Source organism: Flavobacterium johnsoniae (assembly GCF_001879205.1).
Lineage (GTDB): Bacteria > Bacteroidota > Bacteroidia > Flavobacteriales > Flavobacteriaceae > Flavobacterium > Flavobacterium johnsoniae_A.
Genome location: NZ_MLFK01000007.1, coordinates 451,763 through 470,066, shown reverse-complemented (window position 1 = coordinate 470,066; position 18,304 = coordinate 451,763). Strand labels below are relative to the sequence as shown.

General features: G+C 32.3%; 18 protein-coding genes. 6 read left to right on the top strand and 12 right to left on the bottom strand.

The features are described 5' to 3' along the window. Nucleotides 1-47 precede the first annotated feature (47 nt). Nucleotides 48-2,270, top strand: coding sequence for an FUSC family protein (locus BKM63_RS13605; protein ID WP_071637113.1), 2,223 nt, complete (start codon nt 48-50; stop codon nt 2,268-2,270). 27 nt (nt 2,271-2,297) lie between these two features. Here the strand turns inward: BKM63_RS13605 and BKM63_RS13600 are convergent, their stop codons facing one another. The 4 genes from BKM63_RS13600 to BKM63_RS13585 form a co-directional block, all read right to left on the bottom strand. Continuing rightward, nucleotides 2,298-2,870 carry a cysteine hydrolase family protein gene (locus BKM63_RS13600; protein WP_071637112.1) on the bottom strand — a complete coding sequence of 191 codons (573 nt, stop codon included), beginning with the start codon at nt 2,868-2,870 and terminating at the stop codon, nt 2,298-2,300. 84 nt (nt 2,871-2,954) lie between these two features. Further along, entirely contained in the window at nt 2,955-4,448 is a 1,494-nt protein-coding gene (locus tag BKM63_RS13595; protein ID WP_071637111.1) for a malate:quinone oxidoreductase, read from the bottom strand. A gap of 125 nt (nt 4,449-4,573) precedes the next feature. Next, entirely contained in the window at nt 4,574-4,990 is a 417-nt protein-coding gene (gene ruvX, locus BKM63_RS13590) for a Holliday junction resolvase RuvX (RefSeq protein ID WP_071637110.1), read from the bottom strand. Nucleotides 4,991-5,138: 148 nt separating this feature from the next. Continuing rightward, entirely contained in the window at nt 5,139-5,771 is a 633-nt protein-coding gene (locus BKM63_RS13585; protein WP_071637109.1) for a PAS domain-containing protein, read from the bottom strand. 284 nt (nt 5,772-6,055) lie between these two features. Between BKM63_RS13585 and BKM63_RS13580 the strand changes: the two genes are divergently transcribed. The 3 genes from BKM63_RS13580 to BKM63_RS13570 all read left to right on the top strand — a co-directional run bounded on the left by BKM63_RS13580 (nt 6,056) and on the right by BKM63_RS13570 (nt 8,816). Continuing rightward, nucleotides 6,056-6,871 carry a 2,3,4,5-tetrahydropyridine-2,6-dicarboxylate N-succinyltransferase gene (locus tag BKM63_RS13580; protein WP_026982140.1) on the top strand — a complete coding sequence of 272 codons (816 nt, stop codon included), beginning with the start codon at nt 6,056-6,058 and terminating at the stop codon, nt 6,869-6,871. A 105-nt stretch (nt 6,872-6,976) separates the two neighbouring features. Further along, a complete protein-coding gene (locus BKM63_RS13575) occupies nt 6,977-8,041 on the top strand; it encodes a glycosyltransferase family 9 protein (protein ID WP_071637108.1) in 1,065 nt (354 codons plus the stop codon). A 4-nt stretch (nt 8,042-8,045) separates the two neighbouring features. Then, nucleotides 8,046-8,816 carry a glycosyltransferase family 2 protein gene (locus BKM63_RS13570; protein ID WP_071637107.1) on the top strand — a complete coding sequence of 257 codons (771 nt, stop codon included), beginning with the start codon at nt 8,046-8,048 and terminating at the stop codon, nt 8,814-8,816. Here the strand turns inward: BKM63_RS13570 and BKM63_RS13565 are convergent. After that, the gene (locus BKM63_RS13565; RefSeq protein WP_071637106.1) at nt 8,813-9,580 is read right to left on the bottom strand and encodes a Kdo domain containing protein; all 768 of its coding nucleotides are present in this window, start codon (nt 9,578-9,580) and stop codon (nt 8,813-8,815) included. The genes BKM63_RS13570 and BKM63_RS13565 overlap by 4 nt on opposite strands. 84 nt (nt 9,581-9,664) lie before the next feature. Here BKM63_RS13565 and BKM63_RS13560 point away from each other — a divergent pair, with 84 nt between their 5' ends. Then, a complete protein-coding gene (locus tag BKM63_RS13560; protein ID WP_071637105.1) occupies nt 9,665-10,738 on the top strand; it encodes a glycosyltransferase family 4 protein in 1,074 nt (357 codons plus the stop codon). Between the two features lie 12 nt (nt 10,739-10,750). On the opposite strand, the gene BKM63_RS13555 is transcribed toward BKM63_RS13560, so the two are convergent. Continuing rightward, a complete protein-coding gene (locus BKM63_RS13555; RefSeq protein WP_071637104.1) occupies nt 10,751-11,608 on the bottom strand; it encodes a hypothetical protein in 858 nt (285 codons plus the stop codon). A gap of 119 nt (nt 11,609-11,727) precedes the next feature. Here BKM63_RS13555 and BKM63_RS13550 point away from each other — a divergent pair, with 119 nt between their 5' ends. Then, nucleotides 11,728-12,750, top strand: coding sequence for a glycosyltransferase family 2 protein (locus BKM63_RS13550; RefSeq protein WP_071637103.1), 1,023 nt, complete (start codon nt 11,728-11,730; stop codon nt 12,748-12,750). On the opposite strand, the gene BKM63_RS13545 is transcribed toward BKM63_RS13550, so the two are convergent. From BKM63_RS13545 to BKM63_RS13520, 6 genes are read right to left on the bottom strand one after another with little or no spacing between them, the layout of a single operon-like run. Then, complete coding sequence (locus BKM63_RS13545; RefSeq protein WP_071637102.1) at nt 12,747-13,712, bottom strand: glycosyltransferase; 966 nt, start codon at nt 13,710-13,712, stop codon at nt 12,747-12,749. The two genes, BKM63_RS13550 and BKM63_RS13545, sit on opposite strands and share 4 nt — an antisense overlap. A gap of 56 nt (nt 13,713-13,768) precedes the next feature. Next, the gene (locus BKM63_RS13540) at nt 13,769-14,404 is read right to left on the bottom strand and encodes an acetyltransferase (RefSeq protein ID WP_071637101.1); all 636 of its coding nucleotides are present in this window, start codon (nt 14,402-14,404) and stop codon (nt 13,769-13,771) included. After that, complete coding sequence (locus BKM63_RS13535; RefSeq protein ID WP_071637100.1) at nt 14,401-15,414, bottom strand: 3-oxoacyl-ACP synthase III family protein; 1,014 nt, start codon at nt 15,412-15,414, stop codon at nt 14,401-14,403. The genes BKM63_RS13540 and BKM63_RS13535 overlap by 4 nt, the downstream gene beginning before the upstream one ends. A 7-nt stretch (nt 15,415-15,421) precedes the next feature. Continuing rightward, nucleotides 15,422-16,165, bottom strand: coding sequence for an SDR family NAD(P)-dependent oxidoreductase (locus BKM63_RS13530; protein WP_071637099.1), 744 nt, complete (start codon nt 16,163-16,165; stop codon nt 15,422-15,424). After that, on the bottom strand, nt 16,152-17,252 hold the full coding sequence (locus tag BKM63_RS13525) for an aromatic ring-hydroxylating oxygenase subunit alpha (protein ID WP_071637098.1): 1,101 nt from the start codon (nt 17,250-17,252) through the stop codon (nt 16,152-16,154). Before BKM63_RS13525 ends, BKM63_RS13530 begins: the two co-directional genes overlap by 14 nt. Continuing rightward, nucleotides 17,249-18,304 carry a 3-oxoacyl-ACP synthase III family protein gene (locus BKM63_RS13520; RefSeq protein WP_071637097.1) on the bottom strand — a complete coding sequence of 352 codons (1,056 nt, stop codon included), beginning with the start codon at nt 18,302-18,304 and terminating at the stop codon, nt 17,249-17,251. The genes BKM63_RS13525 and BKM63_RS13520 overlap by 4 nt, the downstream gene beginning before the upstream one ends.

Below are 18,304 nucleotides of genomic sequence, written 5' to 3'. Positions count from 1 at the left end.
CCAAATTAATTCGTACAATTCTTACCTTTGTTAGTAAACCTTAATTTATGTTCGATCGAATTTCAAAATTTACAAATAGTACTTCATTTTTAAACGCCTCAAAAGTAACTATAGCTTCTGTTGTTCCTGTGCTGATTCTGAATTTCTTAGGTCATTTTGAAATAGGTTTTACTATTGCTTTGGGAGCTTTTTATACTTATCCCAGCGATATTCCAAGTTCTCTAAGTCATAAAATTAAAGGGCTTATCGTAGCTTCTTTTATTGTTTCAGGCGTTAATTTATTAGTGAATCTTGCTTATCCCTATCCTTTTGTATTTTACCCTTTTTTAGGATTTTTGCTTTTTTTATGTTCGATGATTTCAGTTTATGGACAACGTGCAACGTTAGTTTCGTTTTCTGCTTTATTATCTATTTCATTATCTTTTGGACATTTACATGAAGGATGGGAAGCTTTTGAGTACTCTGGGTTTATTTTTATTGGAGGTATTTTATATCTTATTGTTTCTCTTGTATTTCATTTTGTACAACCGTATAAATATATTGAATTGCAAATTGCAGAAGGCATAAAGCTAACTGCCAAATACTTAAAATTAAGAGGTGATTTATGGAGTCCAGAGGCTAATCGTGAAAAAATAACCGAAAAACAATTAGCAATACAGGTTGATTTAAATCTGATTCACGAAGATTTAAGAAAAATGCTCATTGGAAACCAAAATGCATCCGGAACTACAAGCCAGAATAGAAAAATGCTTTTGGTTTTTATCACCTTAGTTGAAATTCAAGAACTTGCTTTATATACTTCGTTTGACCATAATAAGTTACATGAAAAATTTGCGAAGCATCCAGAAGTGCTGCGCACCTATCAAAATGTGGCTTACAAACTGGCTTCAACCCTTAAAAAACTTTCAAAAAACGTGCATCATATTGCGGTTTATGTTGACAAGAATGATCTTAAAAATGAGTTAGATGCGCTTGAATTCGCCATTTTTGATTATGAAAAAAATTTAGGAAGACAAGAAGCTGCAGAAGGTGTGTTGATGCTGACAAATATGCTCAATTATGCTAAAAATCAGGTTGGGAAAATTAAAATTATCCAACGTGCTTTATCGCTTGCCATGCAGTCTTATAAACTAAAAGATCAGGATAAAGAATTAGAAAAATTCTTAACACCGCAATATTATCCATTAAGGACTCTTATTGAAAATCTCAGTTATTCTTCCTCTATATTTAGGCATTCGCTGCGATTAACAATTACTATTTTAATTGGTTTCTTTCTCGGAAAATTTCTCCCTTTCCAAAATGTGTATTGGATTTTATTAACTATCGTTGTAATCATGAGGCCTGGATACGGCCTTACCAAAGAACGTTCTTACAATAGGATTTTTGGAACTATTTTAGGAGGGCTTCTTGCATTTGGAATTGTCTCTGTGATTCAAAATCATGTCGCATTGAGTATTTTCTCGATTGTCTGTATGCTTCTCGGAATTTCTTTTACTCAAATCAATTATAAAATCAGTGCAACATTTGTGACAATGTATGTTGTTTTTATCTATGGTATTTTAACTCCAAATGTTGTAGAAGTAATTCAGTTTAGAATTGTAGACTCGCTTGCAGGTGCAACTTTAGCATTTCTTGCTAACCAGTTTTTGTGGCCGGCGTGGGAGTTTATAAATACACCTATCCATATAGAAAATGCCATCAGGGCAAATAGAATTTATCTTAAAGAAATTGCTGATTTTTATAATAAAAAAGGAGAGGTTCCTACTTCGTACAGATTGGCACGTAAAAATGCCTTTGTTGAAATTGGTAATTTAATGACTTCTTTTCAGCGTATGATGCAAGAACCTAAATCAAAACAAAAAACAATGCCTTTGGTTAACAAATTGGTGGTTTTAAATCATTCTCTTTTGTCAGCATTAGCCTCTTTATCGACATATATTCAATCTCATCAAACGACATCGGCCTCAGAGTCATTCAACTATATCATTAAAACTATTTTATCAAACTTAGACAATTCGATTGCCATTTTAAGAAATGAAACCGTTATAACAGATACTTTTTTTGATAAAGAAGATGTTACTCTACAGTTTGAAGAACTGAAACGTAAAAATTTTACACGTCTTGCAACAGATGACAATCTGGATAAGGAAACCCGCCAGGCCAAAATGCAGGAAGCTTCGATGGTCATTGAACAATTAATCTGGATGAGTAATCTGGCAGAAAAAAATTTAAAAATAACCAAAGAATTAAAAGCTGTAAAAAACGATTAAAGCTTTTAATCCTTTTTGGTTTCTTATTTATTTGATGCTTTGTTTTACAAAATCAGTTGTTACAACCGCGGCAAATTCGTTATTTAGACTTGCCAAAGCTGTTTCATGAATTAGTTCTGCCGAAAAATCCTGTCCATCAACCCCTTTTTTATTAAATGTTGCAGTCGCATCTGAAACAACAAAAGTTTCATAACCAAAATTTCCGGCCATTCTTGTTGTTGTCGAAACACAATGATCTGTTGTAAGGCCAACAATTATCAATGTTTTAATATTTGCATGATCCAATTGCTCTTTTAAATTTGTGCCAATAAAAGCACTATTTACATTCTTTTTAATAACGATCTCATTTTCATTTGGCTTTACAAGATCCTTAAATTCATTGCCTGTATTATTTTCATTAAGAAGTGATTTTGGATTAGAAGAGCAATGCTGAATATGAAAAAGAGGAAGATTATTTTCTCTCCACAGTTTTAAAATCTCGGCTGCGTTTTCTTCTGCATTTGCGTTATTTCTTTGTCCGCCCCAATATGCTATATCATCAAATCCTTTTTGAATATCAATTAAAATTAATGCCGGGTTGCTTGTTTTAGAAATTGTCATATATTTTTTTGATTAAAATTAAAAAAGGACCTAGTTATTTACAAACTAAGTCCTTTGTTCTTTTATTGACATCCGAAATTTTAATTATTTAATTTTTAAAACTTCAGCCGTATGTTTTCTCATTTCAGCTAAAAGCTCTGGTTTATCATTCAGAGTTTTACCATAAGAAGGAATCATTTCTTTCATTTTATTTTCCCATTCCGGTGTTTTAATCTGGTTTGTAAAACATCTGCTTATTAAATCCACCATAATAGCCACAGCAGTCGAAGCACCAGGAGAAGCTCCTAATAAAACAGCTAAGGTTCCGTCATGTGTATTGATTACTTCTGTACCAAATTCAAGAACTCCGCCTCCATTTTCACCTTTTTTAATAACCTGAACACGCTGGCCTGCTTTTTCTAACTTCCAGTCTTTAGATCGGGCACTTGGTAAATATTCACGAAGTGCGGCCATTCTGTCTTTTGGAGACTGGCGAACCTGCTCTATTAAGTATTTTGTTAATGGAATATTATGGAATCCCGCAGAAAGCATTGGGATTAAATTATTCGCTTTTATCGATAATGGTAAATCCAGATAAGATCCGTTTTTCAAGAAACGCGTAGAGAATCCGGCAAAAGGGCCAAACAGAAGTGCTTTTTCCCCGTCAATTACACGTGTATCAATATGCGGAACCGACATTGGCGGTGCACCAACGCTGGCTTTTCCGTAAACTTTTGCCTGATGTTTTGCAATAACTTCCGGATTTGTACATTTTAACCATTGTCCGCTAACAGGGAAACCGCCGTAACCATGTCCTTCCGGAACATCTGCTTTTTCCAGCAATGGCAGAGAACCACCTCCTGCTCCAATAAATACAAACTTGGTATATGCTTTTCTTTTTTGACCTGTAGATAAATCTGTAATTTTAATTCTCCATGATTTATCCTCGCGCTGTCTTAATTTTTTAACCTCGTGATTAAAGTATAAAGTAACACCGTCTAATTTTTCAAGATAGTTAAACATACTTCTGGTTAGTGCTCCAAAATTAACATCGGTACCAATCTCCATATGAGTTGCTGCTAATTTTTCACCTTCTTCTCTGCCTTCCATAACAAGAGGCATCCATTCTTTTAACTGATTAAAATCAGTACTGAATGTCATTTCGGCAAAAATAGGATTACGTTGCAGAGCTTCGAATCTCTTTTTAAGGTATTTTACATTTTTATCTCCCCAGACAAAGCTCATGTGAGGAACGCTTTTAATAAAATTTTCTGGAGAAGGTACTTTCTTTTGCTGTACTAAATATGACCAAAACTGGCGTGAAATTTCAAAAGATTCTGCTATACTGATTGCTTTTTTAGGATCAATACTTCCATCAGCTTTTTCTGGAGTATAATTTAATTCACAAAATGCGGAGTGTCCGGTTCCTGCATTATTCCAGGCATCTGAGCTTTCGGCAGCTGCCACATCTAATCTTTCGTAAATTTCAATTTTTAAATCCGGTTGCAGCTCTTTTAAAATTAATCCAAGAGTTGCACTCATAATTCCAGCTCCAATAAGCACTACTTCACTATTGGAACGTATTGTATTGTCAGGCATAACAGTAATTTGTTTTTAAAGTGCAAAGGTACTTTTTTCAATTGCAAAAAAAAACTAATTTTTACATGATAAAAGTTAGGAAATTATAATTTTTTCTAAAAAAGAGAAATTAATAAGAAATAAACTTAAAAACGCTTAGAAGAAAGATAGTCCTGAAGCATAATTGTTGCCGAAATTTCATCGATTAGTCCTTTATTCTGACGCTGTTTTTTGCTAAGCCCACTGTCGATTATGGTTTGAAATGCCATTTTTGAAGTAAATCGTTCATCAACCCGAATCACTTTCATATCAGGAAAAATATTCGAAAAATGAGTCACAAAACCTTTGATTACAGATGCACTTTCTGATGGCTGGCCGTTCATTTGTTTTGGCTCGCCAATTAAAACTGCCTCTACTTTTTCTTTCGTAAAATAATCTTTTAGAAAATCAATTAATGTATGCGTTGGAATCGTAGTTAAGCCTGATGCTATAATCTGCATTTCATCGGTAACAGCAATTCCGGTTCGTTTTTGTCCGTAATCTATGGAGAGAATTCTTGGCATTTTGAAATTTTTATCAAAGATAGAAAGGAAAATTCATAAACTTAAGCAGAATTTACATTTAAGTCTAATTAAAACCCCAAAAGGTCCGCCTTGAATAATTCAAAACGGACCCGAACCTAAATATTTAAAAACTAAAAATTATTCTCATTTATCGATTAAACAATCTGCTGAAAAACCCCTTATGCTCTTCTTCTTCCCCATCTTGCGCTTCTTCATAGTGAGCAAATTTAGCCTGAGCTTTTTCATGCTCGTATATTAATTCTTTAATATATTCTACATACGATCTTTTTCTTTCTTCTAAGAAACCAATTAAATATTTCTCGCTAAATTCAACACCGCTTGCCGCTTCAATTTGAAGGAGTTTTTTATACAGGGGTTCAATATGCATAGCAATAACTTCGTGCGGAACAGCTTGTCTTCTGCCAAAATAATTAACAATAACCCCGTTTTCATCTCGGGCAATATCAAAGTCTGTGATTACCCAATAGTATCTTCCGGATTTGGCTAAATTCTTTACAATTGCGTGAAAGTTTTTCCCGTTTTTCAGATTTTCCCAAAGCACTTTAAAAATAACTTTAGGCATATCCGGATGACGAATGATATTATGCGGCTGCCCCATTAATTCATAATCTTCATAACCGCAGACATCAACAAAAACTTCGTTGGCATATTCGATAATACCAAAAGCATTTGTTTTACTCATAATTACTTGTGTTTTATCCCATGTAACTTCTTTGTCTATAACGGTAACTGGAGTTCGAAGTTGATTTTCTTGATTCATGTCTTGTAGATTATATTATGTGTTTTGGATTGGTATTTTTTAATTCTAGTTACTTAGAATTAATTCGACAAAAGTAGATTGAAGAAAAAATTCAAAATCTGATATTTGTCATATTTTGACATAAAAAAAACTTATAGTGGCGGTTTTTAAACGTTTTTATAATTAAGAGACCTAAAGGAAGTTTATCAAATTAACAACAAAATGTTATAAATATAACTTTTTCAAAAAGGTTTTACTTTTTTGCTTTTCTACAAATAAGCTATCTTTGCCAAAAATTAAAACTTATGAATTCTTTACAGACTATAATTGAACAAGCTTGGGAAAACAGAGCTTTATTACAAGAAACAACAACAACTGATGCTATTAGAGAAGTTATCGAATTAGTTGACGCAGGAAAATTACGTTGTGCTGAACCAGTTGGCGATAAATGGCAGGTAAACGAATGGGTTAAGAAAGCTGTTGTAATGTATTTCCCAATTCAAAAAATGGAAACATGGGAATCTGGTATCTTTGAATATCACGATAAAATGTTACTTAAAAGAGGTTATGCTGAAAAAGGAATTCGTGTAGTACCAAATGCTGTGGCACGTTATGGAGCTTATATTTCAAGCGGTGTTATTTTAATGCCTAGTTATGTAAATATTGGTGCTTATGTTGACGAAGGTACTATGGTTGACACTTGGGCAACTGTAGGAAGCTGTGCACAAATTGGTAAAAACGTACACTTAAGCGGTGGTGTTGGTATTGGTGGTGTTTTAGAGCCATTACAAGCTGCTCCTGTCATTATTGAAGATGGTGCCTTTATTGGTTCTCGTTGTATCGTTGTAGAAGGTGTTCATGTTGGTAAAGAAGCTGTTCTTGGTGCTAACGTTTGTTTGACCGCTTCAACAAAAATTATCGACGTTACTGGCGACGAACCTGTTGAAATGAAAGGTTTTGTACCTGCACGTTCTGTTGTAATTCCAGGAAGTTATACTAAAAAATTCGCTGCTGGAGAGTTTCAGGTTCCATGCGCTTTAATTATTGGTACTCGTAAACCATCTACAGATTTAAAAACTTCATTAAATAACGCACTTCGTGAATACGACGTTGCGGTGTAATATTTAAAGAGAAATAAATTAAAAAATCCAAATTCCAATCTTATCAATTGGAATTTGGATTTTTTTTGCTTCAATTTGTAACTTCTTAAAAGATTAAGATTTTACATGAAGATACTTGTTATTCAACAAAAAATGATCGGCGATGTTTTAATAAGCAGTATTATCTGCAACAATCTTCGCACTGCTTATCCCGACGCCCAGATAGATTATTTGGTTTACGCTTCTACAACTCCGGTTTTAGAAGGCAATTCAAATATTGATAACATTATTTTGTTTGAAGAAAAACATCGAAAAAGTAAAAAAGAATTATTGAATCTGGGACTTCAGATTCGAAAAGAAAAATACGATTTATTAATTGATGCCTATTCAAAACTTGAAAGCTGGATTTTAGTTTTATTAAGCAATGCCAAACAAAAAATCTCTTATAAAAAACCAGGCAGAAATTTTCTTTATACAGATAATGTTCCTTTTGAACCTTTTCCTAAAACCAATTTAGGTTTAGCCATTGAAAGAAGACTTTCTTTACTAGAACCTCTGGATTTAAAAATAAAGATCGATCCGATTCCGAAATTATTTGTTTCTGAAAAAGAAAACCAAGACGCTTTAGCATTATTTGATAAACACAAAGTTCAAAAAGACCGAAAAACAATAATGATCAGTCTTTTAGGAAGTGAAAAGCTAAAAACATATCCATTAGAATTCATGTCTGCAGTTGTGGATTACGTTGCAGATAATGCAGATGTAAATATCTTGTTTAATTATTTTCCAAAACAATTAGAAGATGCAAAAAAGGTTTTTAACGCTTGCAAACCTTCAACTCAGGAAAAAATATATTTTGACTTATTAGGAGACGATTTGCGTTCGTTTATCGCCATTATGAATCAATGTGATTTAATTATTGGAAACGATGGGGGCGCTATAAATATGGCTAAAGCATTAGAAAAACCTTCTTTTATCATTTTTTCTCCTTGGATAGAAAAGAAAATCTGGGCCACTTTTGAAGACGGAATTCATCATCTTTCGGTACATTTAAAAGATTATCGAGCTGATTTATTTGAAGGCAAATCTGAAAAAATGCTTAAAAAAGAAGCTTTGACTTTATACCAGGAATTTAAACCTGAATATTTTAAAGATCAAATAACATCGTTTCTGAAAAAAAATATCAGCTAAAAAAATGATTTCTTCTCAAAGGCAGCTTTTATCGGCTTTATTGATTACTTATAATGAGGAATCAAATATTAGAGCGGTTCTCGACAACTTGGCTTTCGCCGATGAAATAATTATTGTAGATTCTTTTAGTACTGATAAAACTTTTGAAATCGCCTCTGCCTGCGAAAATGTAAAAATTGTACAGCGTACTTTTGATAATTTTGCTCTTCAGCGCAATTTTACTATAGGTTTAGCCACAAATCCGTGGATTCTTTTTATTGATGCAGATGAAAGAATAACTCCTGAACTTCAAAAAGAAATCAGCAAAACCATTAATCAGGAAAATACCGCATCGGCCTATTTTATGTATCGAAATTTTATTTTCGAAAATAAAAAATTACGTTTTAGCGGCTGGCAGACTGATAAAATCATTCGTCTTTTTAAAAAAGAAAATGCTGTTTACAACTGCAATAAAATTGTACACGAAAAATTAATTGTAAACGGAGAAATTAAAAAACTAAAAAACAAATTAACTCATTACTCCTACTCTAATTACAACGATTACAAGCAAAAAATGATTTTTTACGGCCGTTTAAAGGCTCAGGAAGAATTTGCAAAAAACACGAATCCAACCCTTTTTCATACCCATATAAGACCGGCGTATCAATTTTTAAATCAATATCTTTTTCGCGGTGGTTTTCTTGATGGAAAAAAAGGAATAATTATTTGTTATTTAAATGCTTTGAGCGTTGCTGTACGCTTTCAGGAACTTAAAAAACTACAATCAGGAAATTAAGATTTCCAGAATTTCAGTTTCTTTTTCAATCTTTTCTTTCTGGCAAATTCATCCTGAAAATGAGTCGTTGCCTGCCACATTTGTTCAAATATTTCAATTTCTGTTTTAGCTGTATAAAATTTAGCATATTCATTACTCATTACAGCAATCATTTCTTTTTTCGGCGTTAAGCGGCTAAAGTTATTCATACGCTGCTCAAAATTCATATTTTCGTGGAAATTCATTCGGTTTAAATCGACTAAGAAGAAACTATATATATTGTTTTCATTCTTTTTTATCAATGTATTTCCAGGTGAATGATCTAAGAACTCTACTCCTTTTTCATGAAGATCGAAAGTGAATTTTGTAAACTGTCTTAAAATAGTTTCATTTTCCGGATAGTCAGGAATTTCAACCAATTCCCTATAAGTTAATTCCGTAACCAGATGTTCGCTGGCATAATAACTGTCTTTTAAGCCAATTAAATTAAATTTTTCAAGAAATGCTATGGGTTCTGGCGTTCCAATTCCTTTTTCTAATAAAATAGTAGCATATTCAAAGGAGCGTCTGGCTTTCGATTTTCGAAAATATCGATAAGCAATCTTATTCACTATATTCGGAATTTTAAATGATTTAATATTGATGGTTTTTCCATCTAAATCAAACAATTTTATTTTATTGCGGTCTCCATTTCCAAAAAGTTCGCCCGACGAGTTAAACGTTTTGATTTTGTCAAGAATTGACGAAGTACTATTTTCGAAAGAAGGATTTACTTTAAAATTCATCAGTAGTTTTTTATAAGAGGACAAAAATACGTATACGATTTAAGACTTCAAATTATTATTGTACTTTCGTAAAAAAAGAAAGGAATGTCCCATAAAAGTATTTTTCTCGAAACACATAATATTAATAACAGAGCAACAGGTTTAGGAACTTTTAATTATGAATTAATAAAAGGATTAGCCGCATTAGATTTTAATGGTTACGAACTAACTTTAAACAGTTCAAAACCAGAACTTCTAAAAGAAGAATTTAACGATAAATTCAAATACCACAAATACAGCAGTCTTTCGCGTCATCCGTTGTTTAGAATTCGAAAAAAATATGACTTATGGCATTCTGTAAATCAAAATATTAAGGTTGAACCTTTTTTCAATACTAACTATTTACTTACTGTTCATGACATCCATTTTGTAGATGAAGTTACATCAGACAAAAGTCATAAACTGCATAAGCTTTTTAAAAAGAAACTGGAGAGATCTACCGCAATTACTTATATCTCAGAATTTGCCAAGAAACATACGCACGAACATTTTAATGTGCCAAATGTTCCCGAATATGTTATTTATAACGGAAACCCAATTTCGACACTTTTAGACACTTCGTCTTTTGTTTCAGCTGTTCCGGCAGATAAGCCTTTTTTCTATTCAATTGGTGATTTTATTGAAAGAAAAAATTACACTTCGATTATCAATATGATGAAAGGAATTAAAGATTTTAACCTAATCATTTCCGGGAACAACAATAAAAAGTATGGCGAAGAAATCAAAAAACTAATTGACGACAATGGTTTAAGCAATCAGGTTTTTTTAACCGGAAAAGTTTCTGATGAAGGAAAACAGTTTTATATGAAAAACTGTACTGCATTTCTATTTCCTTCTATTCGCGAAGGTTTTGGACTTCCGCCAATTGAAGCAATGAGTTTTGGCAAACCTGTATTTTTATCCGATAAAACTTCCCTGCCTGAAATTGGTGGTGATGTTTCAAATTATTGGACCAATTTTGATCCGGATTATATGAAAGAAGTTCTTTTTAACGGATTGTCACAATTTGATAATAACAAAACTGAAACAGAAAACTTATTAAAGAAACGAGCAGCAAGTTTCGATTGGAAAATTGCTGCTCAGGAATATTTTAATGTTTACAAAGAGATCTTAAAATAAGATCTCTTTTTTTTATAAATGTTTAAACCATTGGCCTAAGTTCTTTTTCCAAATGTAAAACCTGGATGGCAGTACTTTAAAAAAGTCTAAATTATTTTTTATTTCATTAAAGCTTGAGCCTTTTACAAAGGCAAGTTTCCTCCATTTTTCGGGTTCCATGTAAAAAAAGTTGCGCATACTATTATAGTTGCTCTCGTTTACTGTTTCCCATTTATGCAAAAACTCTTCTTTATTTATATCGCAGTCATGTCCCCAATTATTAAATTTCATTTCCAGTTCTGCTTTTGTTCTGGAGATGCATTCATGTAATATTGGCCCTCTGAAATAAATGATTCTCTTACGGGTTTGTCTTCCAATTTTATAACTAGGGAAGTTTGTCGCTACCATAATTTTTGTTGGCTTTTTAACGTACAACATTCCCTCATCAACTCTTTTATAAAGATTTATAAGACATGGAGAAATCTGAACCTGATTTTTTTCAGGGTTATCAAGAAAGTGATTTTTAGATTTTAAGAATTTTACAAAACCTTTAAAATCAAGAAAATATTCATCTGCATCTAGTTGAATCAGCCAATTGCCTATTCCCATCTTTTCTGCAAGTATTTTTCGCTCGAGAACTTCGCATTGCATACTTGTCAGTTCCGGATGATAAAAATTATCTTCCAGAATTTCTATTTTAGAATCGACATCAATAGACCTCAGCCATTGAAAAAAATCATCTTCTATAATAAAAGATTCTCCCTTCCAGGTTTTTCTTTCTTTATCAATTGCTAAAAAAATTGAGTCAGATTCTTTATATATTTGAGGAATAGCAATTTTAAGCAATTCATAATCATATGAAACTAAAAATCCGACCTGAATTCTTTTCATTTATTTAAATTTGTTAGGGCAAAGATAATAACATTCCGAAATTATCTATAAAAATTAGCACTGATTCTTTAAGACAATTTTAACTTTAACCTTATCTTTGCAATGCTAAAACAAAAATCATGCAAATTCCCGAAATTCCCGAAATTTCTGTTATAATTCCTGTTTTTAATGCAGCTCCTTTTTTGCAGGAGAGTGTTGAAAGCATATTAAATCAAACATATTCAAACTTTGAAGTTATAATTTTGAATGACAAATCTACAGATGAAAGTTTAGAAATAATTAAAAAGCTTCAATCTAAAGATAATCGAATTATTATTATTGACAAAGCACAAAATGTGGGACCGGCAAATCTTAGGAATGAAGGAATTAACGCTGCAAAAGGCAATTTTATTGCATTAATGGATGCAGATGACATTTCTCTGCCTACTCGTTTTGAAAAACAGATAGCCATATTAAAAAATAATCCGGAAATTGGAGTTTGTGGTACATGGTTTACTTTTTTTGGATCTCAAAAAGATAAAGTCATCAAACATGCTGCACAGAATGATGCTATAAAAGTATCTTTTTTACACAGTTGTAACATTGGAAACCCAACAGTTATGTTTAAAAAAGAGGTTTTGGGCGATCTAAAATTCGATAATGATTACGTTCCCGTTGAAGATTATGATTTATGGAGCCGATTATTAACTAAAACTAGTTTTCATAATATTCCTGAATCACTGTTAAATTACAGACAGCATAATAACAACATCAGTAAAACCAAAATCGATAATGTAAACCGTGCTGTAAGAAATGTAAAAATAAATCAGCTGCATAATCTGGGAATCGATTCAGCTGATTCAAAAATTGATTTTTACTTAAATGCTGTTTCCTTTAAAAAGGGACTTTCGCCTGAAGAAATTATTAAAACAATTAATGCATCTAAATTCCTGATTTCACAAAATGAAAAGTTAGGCTATTTTAATCAAGAGCTGTTTCAAAAACATGTTTCTAAAAATTTAATACGAACGGTTCGCAATGCGGGATCCTATACTATTTCATTTTTTAAGCATTTAAAGAACAACGAAAAACAATTATTTCAAAATATAAGTTTGCTTGATAAAATTATTGTTTACTTCAAGTCTTTAGCTGGAAAGAACTAAATATTAAGTTTGATATAACGCCACAAATATTTAAGTTTTAAAGATAATCCCGCTTTATCTAAAAATTCATCGATTGCCATTTGAGGCTCTTTTATGTTTTTAAATTCATCATTTTTACGCAATTTTAAAGCCTCAAAAGCCGAGGCTTTAAGTAGAGATGCCATAACTCCTTTTATATTTTTTGTTCTGGCCTGGGGAATTTTTTCAAGAATTTCTTTTATATTTTGATAAGAGGAATAACGTTGAAAAAAAGGGGTTTTTAAGGAATAAACTCCTCCTGAATGCCATCTGTAAACTGCTGCCTGAAAGTTCATAAAAGCACCTTTGCCATGACAAAGAGCAAGTGCATACAGGGTATTATCTTTGCCGTACTTGAATTTTTTATAATCTTGCGGATCTACAGCATCTGTCCTAAAAAGACAGGTTAAGGTATAAGTGCAATAAGGTTTAAAAAGGGTATCAAAATCTACTGTATATACAGACGGTAAAGATTCTTTAAAATCATTTGGCACTAATTCAGTTCCTTTTCTGGTATAAAAATCAGTCCATGTTATGACATAATCAGGATTGCTTTCCAGAAAATCAACCTGTTTTTGCAGCTTTAATTCATCGATCCAATAATCGTCGCCTTCGCATAATGCAATATATTTTCCCTGCGCCATTGGAAAAGTAACATCACTCCAAAAATTGATTTTTTGAGAATATTGGTTTTCTTTTTGCAAAACAGTTTTGATAATCAGCGGATATCTTTCGGCATATTCTTTTACAATAACCGGCGTCGCATCTTTTGAGGCATCATCATGTACAATTATTTCAAAAGGAAAAGTAGTTTCCTGCTTTAAAAAACCTTCTAAAGTTTCTTTAATAAATCCTTCGTGGTTAAAAGTATCACATAAAATACTTACAACTGGTTTTGTATCGTTGTTTTTCCAATTTGAAATAATGGCATTTTGATCTCTCATGAAATTATATTTCGTAACCTTATATTAATATTTTCCTTTCGGAATAGTAGAATTATCTAAAAATCCAGCTTCTTTGCCGGAATACCAAAAACAGTGCTGTTTTCTTTAACATGCTTAATAACCAAACTACAGGCGCCAACTGTTGCACCTTTACGTACAATTACATGCGGTAATATTGTTGCGCGAGTATTAAGCGTAGTTTCTTCTTCCAAAACAACAAAACCGCCTGTAAAAGAATAAGAACTTACATGAGCCCATTTACGAATTTTGGTATCGTGACCTAAACCAACATATCCTTGTATGGTAACAAAATCTTCAATAATACAGTCATTACTGATATTTGCATACATAAAAACCAGCAAACCTGTACCTGCAATAGCATTAGTATTCAGTTTTGTCGAAGGATGAATTAAGTTTATAAACATACCTCCTTTTTGAAGAATTAGTTCTGCATAATGTTTTTTCCATTTTACAGTTCCTAAGGCACAAACGAAAACATCATTTTCCTCAACTTTGTAATTTTCTACTGAGGAAAGAATCGGAGGATAATTTTCAAAACCTTCAAGAGCATCTGCTTTATCGTCTAAGAAACCTTTTACAACATATTCAATATTAAAACCTGAACATTGTGTAGCAAGATCATAAACCTCACGACCAAATCCTCTTGCTCCTACTATTATTAAATTTTTCATTCGTTAATTATTAAATTACAAGCTCCCCAGGAATATCCTACACCAAAACCAGCTAATATTAAGTTTTTAATATTTGAAATTTTCTGTTCTTTTTGAGCTTCATACAAAGCGATTGGAATAGTAGATGAAACGGTATTACCACAATGTTCCATCGAAATAAAAAATTTCTCTTCCGGGATTTTGATCTTTTTTCTCAAGTGATTGAGCATGTATTTATTCGCCTGATGAAAAATGAACAAATCAATATCGTCTTTGGTTAAACCCGATTTATTTAAAATTGATTCTGTAAGTTTTGGAACAAATTCGCCTGTAAAATTAAAGATCTCGGTTCCGTTCATGAACAAATTTTTATCATTTCTAACATTTCCAAATTCATCCTGAATATCTTCATTTTCGTTTGAAACAGGAAAACGCATACCGCCCTGCTTTACAATTAGGTTTTCAGCTCCTTTTCCGTCAGTTCCAAAAACAAAATTTCCAATAGAACAAAAACCTTTATCACTTGTAATTAAAGTTGCGGCAGCAGCATCTCCGAAAATCGTTTTATTGCTTTTATCTTTTGGATGAATGAACTTTGAATAGGTTTCTGATGTAATCAATAAAACGTTCTTTGCCATTTCGCCTGCAATTAAACCTTTGGCTAAGCTTAAACCATAAACGAATCCGGAACATCCTAAATTAAAATCTAAAGCACCAATCGAAGTATTTAATCCTAACTTATCCTGAATAATACAAGCTGTTGTTGGCAAAAAATAATCCGGGCTCTGCGTACAAAACAACAAATAATCTATAGTCGATCTGTCAATATTATGTTCGTCAAATAATTTTTCAGCCGCCTTAACCGCCATATCCGATGAAAATTCATCACTTGCGCTTATATGTCGTGAATTGATTCCCGTTTTTGAGCTTATTTTTTCAATATCCCACTCCGGAAATTCCTGATTAATCAAATCATTAGATAAAATCGCTTCGGGCAGATAATATGAAATGGCTTTTATATTTGCTTTCATTTTCAAATTATATTGTTGAAGTTCTTCCTCCGTCTAAAACTATATTCTGTCCGGTAATCCAGCTGCTTGCTTCAGATAATAAAAACACAATTGGATTGGCAACCTGAACCGGATCGCCATAACCTAAAGGATATTTTTTTTCGTCCTGCTGAATAACTTCTAAAGATAAATCTTCGATAGATTTTGACGTAATTTCGGTTTTAACCATTCCGGGAGAAACACAATTTACACGGGTTTTACTCACCGCAAATTCGTTTGCCCAAACTTTTGAAATGGCAATTAAAGCGCCTTTGCTTGCGGCATAAATTCCGTTTCCTTTCATTCCAAACAAACCAGCGATAGAAGAAACCAAAACAATAGAGCTTCCTTTATTAATTTTTTTCTTTTTAAAAATCAAATTAATTAAATAAGCGATCGAATCGAAATTGATGCTTCGCATTTCATTCATTAATTCTTCTGAATAAAATTTAACCGGCGCCAAAGAAACTATTCCGGCTGAATGCACAATTCCGTCTATATTTTCAATTGTATCAACAATAGATTTAATATCCTCCATTTTAGATAAATCGGCGGTTATAAAACTATTATTATCTCCGCATTCTGCTATCAATTTTTCCAAAAAATCTTTTCGCCTTGCAATTGCTATAAAAGTGCCGCCTTGTCTTGCAATAGCCAGACATGTTTCATAACCAATTCCCGAAGATGCTCCGGTTACTATTATTTTTTTTCCTGATAAATCAAATGGATTCATTGTATCTGTTTTTGTTCTTTTGTTTATTAAAATATTCGTAAAACTTTAAAATTCTAAATTCCTCGTCACCAAATATGGGCGAATGATCTTTAAAATTTACCAGATTGGACTGAATATTTTCTACAATTTTTTTATCTTCATTCAAAACCAAATCCAAAGAATCATTAGAGCTATTATTTATAAAATCAATAATATTCTGCTCTGATTCGCTTAATTCTTTTTCGAATTTTGAAGAAAAATAACGTACTCTTAAATTGGTTTTAGAAGGAGATTCCGGAAGCATAAAGCCAAAATAAAATCCTTTTCCTTCTACTGAACTTATAAATGCATTAGGATAAAGGTAAAAATGAAGATATCCCTGCGTTTTAAAAGTCCTGCCTGCCAAAGACTTTTCGATAATTTTATTTGGTTTTACATCTTCTCCTTTTGGAAATTCGCACCAGCTGTGTGCGTCAAAAAAATCAAATTTTTCAGGCTTAACTGATCCAAATCCCATTTTTGCAAAGGAATTTTCATGTACCGAAGTACAATGATAACACTCTAAGACATTCTCAACCAGAAGTTTCCAGTTTACTTTATGCTCAATGGTGTAATCTATTGTTTTTGCTCCAAAATGTTTACTGATTTCCTGAAGCGGTGTAAATATATTTCCTAAATACTGCTGTAAGCTTTTATCTAATTTTTCATTTAACTTCAAAAAAACAAAGTCACCACAAAAAGCGACTTCATATTCTTTAAGTTTTAATTCGTTTATATGATCTCTTTCAAATGAATTTCGGCACATCAGCCCAACAACATTTCCTTTTTTACCATAAGTCCAATTATGATATAAACAAGATGAAACTCTATTCCCGTAAGGTTCTTCGTGTATGGTATTAAATCTGTGCAGACATACGTTTTGAAAAGATTTAATTGTACCATTAAAATTTTGAATAAAAATTTTATTTCCGTAGTACTCAAAAGTTACAAAATCATTGTTATTTAGTAATTCATTTTTGTGAGCTGCTAAAATCCAGGATTCATTAAAAAACAAAGATTTTTCTTTTAAATAAACTTCTTCGTCTATATAATCTAAATTCTTTATCATATTTCTATTAAATCTGAAATCACCACATTATCCAGCCTTATTTTGGCTGTTCCCCAAGATAACCCCACTCCAAATCCGCAAATAATCAAATCTTTAGAAGTATTTGCCAAACTTTCTTTCAGTTCTGCTGCAATTGTTAAAGGAATTGTTGCAGAAGAAGTATTTCCAAACTCTTTTAATGAATAAGGAACTTTTTCTACAGGAAGTTTTAATTTTTTAACGATCATTTTATTCATCATTAAATTAGCCTGATGAAATACAAAATGATCTATTTTATCAACATCTATCTCAAATTTTTCGATCAGTTTTTTTACCGTTTTCGGAGCCTGTGAAATTCCGAAACCGAAAACATCCATTCCGTCAAGAACCAAATTGCAGGCATTACGGCTGATTCCTTCTTCAACATCTTTTACTTTAAGGGAATCTTCATTTATTCTGTTTCTTGATCCTCCGTCTGGCACAATAATAGCTTTATAACCGGAACCGTCTGTACCTAAATCAAACAATAGATTAGCTGCTTTTTCATCAAATTCAAATGCTGTTGCACTTCCTCCGTCGCCAAAAAGCGGTACAGTGCTTTTATCGGTCTTAGAAAGCAGTTTACTGCTGGTATCACCTGCTAAAAGCAATCCTTTTTTTAAACCGGCAGCTTTCATCATTCCTGAAATAATTGACATTCCGTAAACATAACCGGAACATCCCAGAGGAACATCAAAAGCAATACAATTGGTAGATAATCCTAATCGATCCTGAAGTATGGCTGCAGAAACAGGCAAAATATAATCGGCAGTCTGAGAAACAAAAACTAAAATTTCAATTTCGTCTTTCTGCCAATTTAAATCTTTAATTAATTTTTCGGCGGCTTCACAGCATAAATCAGAAGTACAAATTTCCTTTGTTGCAATACGGCGTTCTTCGACCCCGGTTGCTTCAATGAATTTTTGAATTTCTTCCTGCGTTAGTATTTCCAAATCAATATTTAGTTCCTTGTTTTTAGGAACACTGCACGAAATACCTTTTATTGCAATATCATTTACTGAAAAAGCTGCCAT

Coding starts and splice junctions, on each gene's coding strand:
- BKM63_RS13530 (WP_071637099.1), bottom strand. CDS start 16,165: ATGAATCCATTTGATTTATCAGGAAAAAAAATAATAGTAACCGGAGCA.
- BKM63_RS13550 (WP_071637103.1), top strand. CDS start 11,728: ATGCAAATTCCCGAAATTCCCGAAATTTCTGTTATAATTCCTGTTTTT.
- ruvX (WP_071637110.1), bottom strand. CDS start 4,990: ATGCCAAGAATTCTCTCCATAGATTACGGACAAAAACGAACCGGAATT.
- BKM63_RS13600 (WP_071637112.1), bottom strand. CDS start 2,870: ATGACAATTTCTAAAACAAGCAACCCGGCATTAATTTTAATTGATATT.
- BKM63_RS13580 (WP_026982140.1), top strand. CDS start 6,056: ATGAATTCTTTACAGACTATAATTGAACAAGCTTGGGAAAACAGAGCT.
- BKM63_RS13575 (WP_071637108.1), top strand. CDS start 6,977: ATGAAGATACTTGTTATTCAACAAAAAATGATCGGCGATGTTTTAATA.
- BKM63_RS13585 (WP_071637109.1), bottom strand. CDS start 5,771: ATGAATCAAGAAAATCAACTTCGAACTCCAGTTACCGTTATAGACAAA.
- BKM63_RS13595 (WP_071637111.1), bottom strand. CDS start 4,448: ATGCCTGACAATACAATACGTTCCAATAGTGAAGTAGTGCTTATTGGA.
- BKM63_RS13555 (WP_071637104.1), bottom strand. CDS start 11,608: ATGAAAAGAATTCAGGTCGGATTTTTAGTTTCATATGATTATGAATTG.
- BKM63_RS13520 (WP_071637097.1), bottom strand. CDS start 18,304: ATGGCAGCTTTTTCAGTAAATGATATTGCAATAAAAGGTATTTCGTGC.
- BKM63_RS13560 (WP_071637105.1), top strand. CDS start 9,665: ATGTCCCATAAAAGTATTTTTCTCGAAACACATAATATTAATAACAGA.
- BKM63_RS13525 (WP_071637098.1), bottom strand. CDS start 17,252: ATGATAAAGAATTTAGATTATATAGACGAAGAAGTTTATTTAAAAGAA.
- BKM63_RS13565 (WP_071637106.1), bottom strand. CDS start 9,580: ATGAATTTTAAAGTAAATCCTTCTTTCGAAAATAGTACTTCGTCAATT.
- BKM63_RS13535 (WP_071637100.1), bottom strand. CDS start 15,414: ATGAAAGCAAATATAAAAGCCATTTCATATTATCTGCCCGAAGCGATT.
- BKM63_RS13545 (WP_071637102.1), bottom strand. CDS start 13,712: ATGAGAGATCAAAATGCCATTATTTCAAATTGGAAAAACAACGATACA.
- BKM63_RS13570 (WP_071637107.1), top strand. CDS start 8,046: ATGATTTCTTCTCAAAGGCAGCTTTTATCGGCTTTATTGATTACTTAT.
- BKM63_RS13540 (WP_071637101.1), bottom strand. CDS start 14,404: ATGAAAAATTTAATAATAGTAGGAGCAAGAGGATTTGGTCGTGAGGTT.
- BKM63_RS13605 (WP_071637113.1), top strand. CDS start 48: ATGTTCGATCGAATTTCAAAATTTACAAATAGTACTTCATTTTTAAAC.